This window comes from Propionivibrio sp. (assembly GCF_017995515.1).
Taxonomy (GTDB): domain Bacteria; phylum Pseudomonadota; class Gammaproteobacteria; order Burkholderiales; family Rhodocyclaceae; genus Propionivibrio.
The window spans coordinates 7,293-13,684 of the sequence record NZ_JAGOIT010000064.1 but is presented as its reverse complement, the minus strand read 5'-3'; the positions used below and the strand labels follow the sequence as shown (position 1 = coordinate 13,684).

General features: G+C 67.3%; 5 protein-coding genes and 1 pseudogene. All 6 read left to right on the top strand.

The window, feature by feature from the left end:
• Positions 1 to 349, top strand: a pseudogene (locus tag KBA32_RS11385) (oxidoreductase); the annotation flags it as partial.
• A 12-nt stretch (positions 350 to 361) separates the two neighbouring features.
• The gene (locus tag KBA32_RS11380; RefSeq protein ID WP_294358998.1) at positions 362 to 1,789 is read left to right on the top strand and encodes a Ni/Fe hydrogenase subunit alpha; all 1,428 of its coding nucleotides are present in this window, start codon (positions 362 to 364) and stop codon (positions 1,787 to 1,789) included.
• Between the two features lie 34 nt (positions 1,790 to 1,823).
• Positions 1,824 to 2,291 (top strand): hydrogenase maturation protease, encoded by a 468-nt coding sequence (locus tag KBA32_RS11375; RefSeq protein WP_294358996.1) that lies wholly within the window; start codon positions 1,824 to 1,826, stop codon positions 2,289 to 2,291.
• Positions 2,292 to 2,828 carry an NAD(P)H-dependent oxidoreductase subunit E gene (locus KBA32_RS11370; RefSeq protein WP_294358995.1) on the top strand — a complete coding sequence of 179 codons (537 nt, stop codon included), beginning with the start codon at positions 2,292 to 2,294 and terminating at the stop codon, positions 2,826 to 2,828.
• On the top strand, positions 2,825 to 5,986 hold the full coding sequence (locus KBA32_RS11365; protein WP_294358993.1) for an FAD-dependent oxidoreductase: 3,162 nt from the start codon (positions 2,825 to 2,827) through the stop codon (positions 5,984 to 5,986). The genes KBA32_RS11370 and KBA32_RS11365 overlap by 4 nt, the downstream gene beginning before the upstream one ends.
• Positions 5,987 to 5,995: 9 nt before the next feature.
• Positions 5,996 to 6,392, top strand: a 397-nt coding sequence (locus KBA32_RS11360) for a 2Fe-2S iron-sulfur cluster-binding protein (RefSeq protein ID WP_294358991.1), incomplete at its 3' end; no start/stop codon positions are given.

Sequence of the window (6,392 nt, the reverse complement as noted above, 5' to 3'; positions counted from 1 at the left end):
CAGCAGCGAGGAGGACTTGCACAAGATCCGGCTCGTCCGCTCGCGCACGAAGCTGCTCATGGCGCTCGGCGATTGCGCGGTGACCAGCAACGTCCCCGGCATGCGCAACTATTTCAGCCGCGACGCCATCCTGCGTCGGGCGTACGTCGAGAACGTGACGACGAACCCGGGCGTGCCGACGCAGGTGATTCCGCGCCTGCTGCCGCAATCGAAGCCGGTCCACGAATACGTCAAGGTCGATATCTTCGTTCCCGGGTGCCCGCCGCACGCGGAGATCATCTTCAACGCGGTCGCTGCGTTGCTCGAGGGCCGCCTGCCCGATCTGGAACACAACATCCGCTTCGGTTGAGGGAATCCAGTCATGGCGCAAACCCTCACGATCGATCCGGTCACCCGTATCGAAGGCCACTCGAAGATCACCATCCGCCTCGACGACGCCGGCAACGTCGACGTCGCCCGCCTGCACATCACCCAGTTCCGCGGCTTCGAGAAGTTCGTCGAGGGCCGCCCGTTCCACGAGATGCCGGCGCTCACCGCGCGCACCTGCGGCATCTGCCCGATCAGCCATCTGCTGGCGTCGGCGAAAGCCTGCGACGACCTGATGGCGGTGCGCATCCCGCCGGCGGCGGCGAGCCTGCGGCGGGTGATCAACTACGCCCAGATCGTGCAGTCGCACGCGCTGAGTTTCTTCCATCTCAGTTCGCCGGACTTGCTGCTCGGACTCGACGCCGATCCCGCGTCACGCAACATCCTCGGCGTTGCCGCAAAATTCCCCGAGCTTGCCGCCGACGGGATATGGCTGCGCAAGTTCGGCCAGCAAATCATCGAGCGCCTGAGCGGCAAGCGGATTCACCCGGCGTGGGTCGTTCCCGGCGGCGTCAGCCAGCCGCTCGCCGCCGAAGTGCGCGACGCGATCGTCGCCGAGCTGCCGCAGGCGATTGCCATCGCACGCAAGACGCTGGACTGGTTCAAGCCGGTGATCGGGCGCTTCCGGGAGGAAATCGACACCTTCGCCAATTTCCCCAGCCTGTTCCTCGGGCTCGTTTCGCCCGACGGGACGATCGAACACCACGACGGCGTCCTGCGCGTCGTCGATGCCGAGCGCCGGATCGTCGTCGACCAGCTTGGCGCGCACGCCTACCCGGACACCATCGGCGAGGCGGTGGAGCCGGACAGCTACCTGAAATCACCCTACTACAAGCCGCTCGGCTATCCCGCCGGGCTCTACCGCGTCGGGCCGCTGGCCCGCCTCAATGTCTGCGAGCGCATGGGCACGCCGCTGGCCGAGCAGGAGCTTGCCGAGTTCCGCGCGTTGCAACCGGGCGGCGCCGTCCTCGGCTCGTTCCACTTTCATCACGCGCGCCTCGTCGAAATCCTGCATTCCCTGGAGCGCCTCGGCGAACTGCTGGCGCAGCCGGAAATCCTCGACACGCACGTGCGCGCCTTCGCCGAACCGAACAATCGTGAAGGCATCGGCATCTCCGAAGCGCCGCGCGGTACGCTGATCCATCACTACAAAATTGACGACAACGGCCTGATCACCTGGGCCAACCTGATCATCGCCACCGGGCACAACAACCTCGCGATGAACGCAGGCATCACGCAGGCGGCCCGGCATTTCGTCAAGGGCGAGCGGATCGCCGAGGGCGCGCTCAACCGCGTCGAAGCCGTCATCCGCTGTTACGACCCCTGCCTCAGCTGCTCGACGCACGCGCTCGGGCAGATGCTGCTGCGCATCGAGCTGACCGACCCGTCGGGCAAACTACTGGACGCCTGCGAACGTGGCTAGCCGACTTTCCTCTTCCCTCGCCCCGGCGATACCGTTGCCACGGTTACCTCCAACGGCGCTCGTCATCGGCTACGGCAACACGCTGCGCAGCGACGACGGCGCCGGCGTTATCGCTGCGACGCGGCTCGCCGAACAGGCATCGACGTTGCAACAAGCGCCTCGGGTAATCGCCGCGCAGCAGCTCACGCCCGATCTGGCGGAGAACATCGCGTCGGCGGCGCAGGTCGTCTTTGTCGATGCCTACGCCGCCGACCAGCGCGACGCGGGACTGCGCGTCGAGTCACTCTCCCGCGGCGATACTCAACCGTCGGCGGCCCTCGATCACCACGCCGACCCGGCGGCGCTGCTGCGGCTGGCCGATCGTCTTTACGGCAAACGGCCGACCGCCTGGGTGATCGGCATTCCGGCCTTCCGCTTCGACATCGGCGAGTCGGTTTCGCCGGCGACGTTGCACCGCATCGACGAAGCCGTTGCCCTGCTCGGCGGGCAAAGGAGGTACTAGATGATCGCGACGAACCACAACTCGCTCCCGGAAGCGGTCATCGACGACGTCATCGCGCGCCATCCCGAGCGCACGGGCGACGTGCTCGGCGTTCTCGAAGAACTCCAGCAACGGCATCCATTGCAGTACCTGCCGGCAGAAACGCAAGCCGCTGTCGCGCGCAAGATGGGCGTTGCGCATTCGCAGATCTTCAGCGTCGTCAGCTTCTACGCCTTCTTCAATCGCCAGCCGCAGGGCCGGCACACGGTCGCCGTCTGCCGCGGCACGGCTTGCCACACGCGCGGCTCGAAGGCGCTGCTCGACGCGCTGAAGGCCTCCGCCGGCTTCCATCCGGACGACGAGGCGACGGACGGCGCGACCTCGTTCACCACGCCGGACTGCCGGCTGACCATCCGCACCGTCGCCTGCTTCGGCCAGTGCGCGCTGGCGCCGGTCGCGGCCATCGACGAGGTCATTCACGGGCACGTCACCAACCTCAAGCTGCGCAAGCTCGTCGCAGCGATTGAGGACGGACTGTCGGACGGAGCGACGCGATGAAGATCCACGACCTCGACGGCCTGCTCGACCTCCGCCGCACCGGGCTGATGAAGATCCTGCCGGGCAAGCCGCGCATCGCGGTCGGCATGGGCACCTGCGGCATCGGCAACGGTGCGCGTGAGGTGTTCGCGGCGCTGGGCGAGGCGCTGAAAACCCAATCTATCGACGCCCAACTGACGCCGGTCGGCTGCTTCGGCTTTTGCGCCGCCGAACCGATCGTTACCGTGCATCTCCCCGGCTATCCGCTCGTCGTGCTCGGCCGGGTCGCGCCGGCCGATGCGGCAGCGATCGTCGACGCCATCGCGGCACAACGCCCGCCTCTGGAAAAGGCGCTGTGCAGGATCGAGGCGTGGGACCACCTCACCGGCCACGTCACCTATGGCCGGGGTCTGCCCGAGCTTGCGCACTGGAACGAGATTCCGTTTTTCCGCGGCCAGAAGAAGGTTGTCCTGCGCGACTGCGGCCTGATCAACCCCGAGGACATCGAGGAGTACATCGCGATCGGCGGCTACCACGCCTTCTACCAGGCGACGCAGAAGGCGAACACCGACGAGCTGATCGAAGAAGTCAAGAAAGCCAAGCTGCGCGGGCGCGGCGGCGCCGGCTATCCGACCGGCGTGAAATGGGATCTTTTGAAGAAAGCCGTCGCCGACCGGAAATACATCATCTGCAACGCCGACGAGGGCGACCCCGGCGCCTACATGAACCGCAACGAGATCGAGAGCGACCCGCATATGCTGATCGAAGGCATGCTCATCGGTGCGCTGGCGACCGGCGCGACGGAGGGCATCGTCTACCTGCGCGCCGAATACCCGCTCGCCGTCCGGCGCCTGAAGCACGCCGTGGCCGAGGCGCGCGCCGCCGGTCTCATCGGCGAACACATCTTCGGCACGGATTTCAGCTTCGACCTCAAGCTCGTCGAAGGCGCCGGCGCCTTCGTCTGCGGCGAGGAAACGGCGATGATCGAATCGCTCGAAGGCCGCGCCGGCCGTCCGCGCCCGCGCCCGCCCTTCCCGGCCCAGAAGGGGCTGTGGGGAAAGCCGACCAACATCAACAACGTCGAGACCTGGTGCAACGTTCCCGTGATCATCGCCCGCGGCGGCGCCTGGTTCGCCGACATCGGCACGCCGAACAGCCCGGGCACCAAGGTTTTCTCGCTGGTCGGCAAGATCCGCAACACCGGCCTCGTCGAGCTGCCGCTCGGCACGCTGCTCAAGAACGTCATCTACGACATCGGCCAGGGCGCGCCGGACGGCAAGTTAGTCAAGGCGGTACAGTCGGGCGGCCCGTCCGGCGGCTGCATTCCGGCGACGAAGTTCGACGTGGCGATCGACTACGAATCGCTGGCGCAGATCGGCGCGATCATGGGCTCGGGCGGCATGGTGGTGATGGATGAGGACAACTGCATGGTCGACGTGGCGCGCTACTTCGTCGAATTCACGCACGCCGAATCCTGTGGCAAGTGCATTCCGTGCCGCGCCGGCCTCGACCAGGCGTTGCGCGTGCTGAACAGGATCACCGCCGGGCAGGCCGACGAAGCCGACATTCACGGACTGGAAGAACTCGCGCAGATGATCAAGGAGATGTCCTTGTGCGGCCTCGGCCAGACCGCGCCGAATCCGGTGCTCACCACGCTGCAGCACTTCCGCCGCGAGTACGAGGAGCATCTGCGCGCGCACCGCTGCCGCGCCGGCGTCTGCGACAAGCTATTCCTCTCGCCGTGCGAGAACTCCTGCCCCCTGCACATGCGCATCCCGCAGTTCCTCGAACTAACGAAGCTCGGCCGGCTCGCCGAGGCGGCCGAGCTGATCTGGCTGGACAATCCGCTGCCCGGCTCGACCGGCCGCATCTGCCAGCACCCCTGCGAAAGCCGCTGCCGGCGACGGACCGTCGATGCGCCGCTGAACATGCGCGAAGTGCACCGTTTCGTCTCGGACCAGGTATTCGCCGGCCCGCTGGTGGCCGACGTCGGCGCACGGCTGGCGCGGCGGCGCCTGGCGCCGACGGGAAAGAACGTCGCCGTGATCGGTGCCGGCCCGGCGGGACTCAGCGCGGCGTTCTATCTCGCGCTGCTCGGGCATCGCGTCACCGTCTTCGAGGCGCGCGCCGAAGCCGGCGGCATGTTGCGCTACTCGCTGCCGCAATACCGCCTGCCGAAGTCCGTGCTGCGGCAGGAACTCGACATCATCGAAAGCCTCGGCGTGGAATTTCGCTGCAACCAGAAGCTCGGCGCCGGCGTCTCGCTCGACGTGCTCGAAGTCGAGAACGACGCCATTTTCGTCGCGACCGGAACCTGGCGGGCGATGACCGCCGGCGTGCTCGGCGAGGAATCGCCGAACGTCTGGCACGCGCTGCACTTCCTCGAGCAGGTGGCGCGCGGCGAACCGACCAACGTCGGCAAGACGGTGGTCGTCATCGGCGGCGGCAACGCCGCCGTCGATTCCGCGCGCACCGCGCTGCGGCTGGGTTGCGACGTGACCATCGCCTATCGGCGCGAGCGCCAGGACATGCCGGCGATTGCCGGGGAAGTGGCCGACGCCGAGGCGGAAGGCGTAAAGCTGACGTACCTCGTCGCCCCGCAGCGCGTCGTCACCGACGAGCGCGGCCGCATCACCGGCATCGAACTGATGCGCACCAGGCTCGGCGACTTCGGCCTCGACGGGCGCCGCCGTCCGGTTTCCACCGGCGAGACGACCATAGTTCCCTGCGACAACATCATCCTGGCCATCGGCGAGCGGCCGGATGCCGAACCGCTGCGCCGCTCGGGAATTCACGTGCGCGAGAACGACACCGTTGCCGCCGACTGGGTAACGTACGAGACCAACCGCCCGCGCGTGTTCGCCGGCGGCGATCTGGTCACCGGCGCGTCGAACGTCTCGTCGACAATGGCCACCGGCAAGGACGCGGCGCGGGCGATCGACATCAGCCTGACCGGCCAGGATCGCCTGACCGACCTGATTGGCACCTTCGACGTGCCGCAAGGCGTTCCGCTCGAACCGGAGGGCGGCGCGCGGCACGTTTCGTCGGAGCTGGATGCCGAACAGCGCCGGACGAATTTCACGGAAGTCCTGCCCGGCCTGAGCAGCGACGAGGCGATCGCGGAAAGCAGCCGCTGCCTTCGCTGCGACGTTCGCGAAGCGTGTGCGGTGAAAGGATGAGGTGACGCCGTGGCCAGGATCATCACACTGAAAATCGCCGGAACCGAGACCAAGGCCGACGCCGGCAGCACGATTCTCGACATCGCCCGGGCGAACGAGGTCTTCATTCCAACGCTCTGCAGTTTCAAGGGGCTGTCGAACGTCGGCGCCTGCCGGCTGTGCATGGTCGAGGTGCGCGGCGTACCGCGCCTGCTGCCGGCCTGCGCGACACTCGTCGCCGAGGACATGGACGTCGCCGTCGACTCGCCCAAGCTGGCCAAGTACCGCCAGATGATCGTCGAGTTGCTGCTCGCCGAGCGCAACCACCTCTGCGCCGTCTGCGTGGCGAACGGACACTGCGAGTTACAGTCGCTCGCGCAGCGACTCGGAGTCAGTCACACCCGCTACCCCTACCGCTACCCGGCGC

Bases quoted from the DNA above. Each gene is read 5' to 3' on its own strand.
- KBA32_RS11365 (WP_294358993.1), top strand. From the start codon at position 2,825: ATGAAGATCCACGACCTCGACGGCCTGCTCGACCTCCGCCGCACCGGG.
- KBA32_RS11380 (WP_294358998.1), top strand. From the start codon at position 362: ATGGCGCAAACCCTCACGATCGATCCGGTCACCCGTATCGAAGGCCAC.
- KBA32_RS11370 (WP_294358995.1), top strand. From the start codon at position 2,292: ATGATCGCGACGAACCACAACTCGCTCCCGGAAGCGGTCATCGACGAC.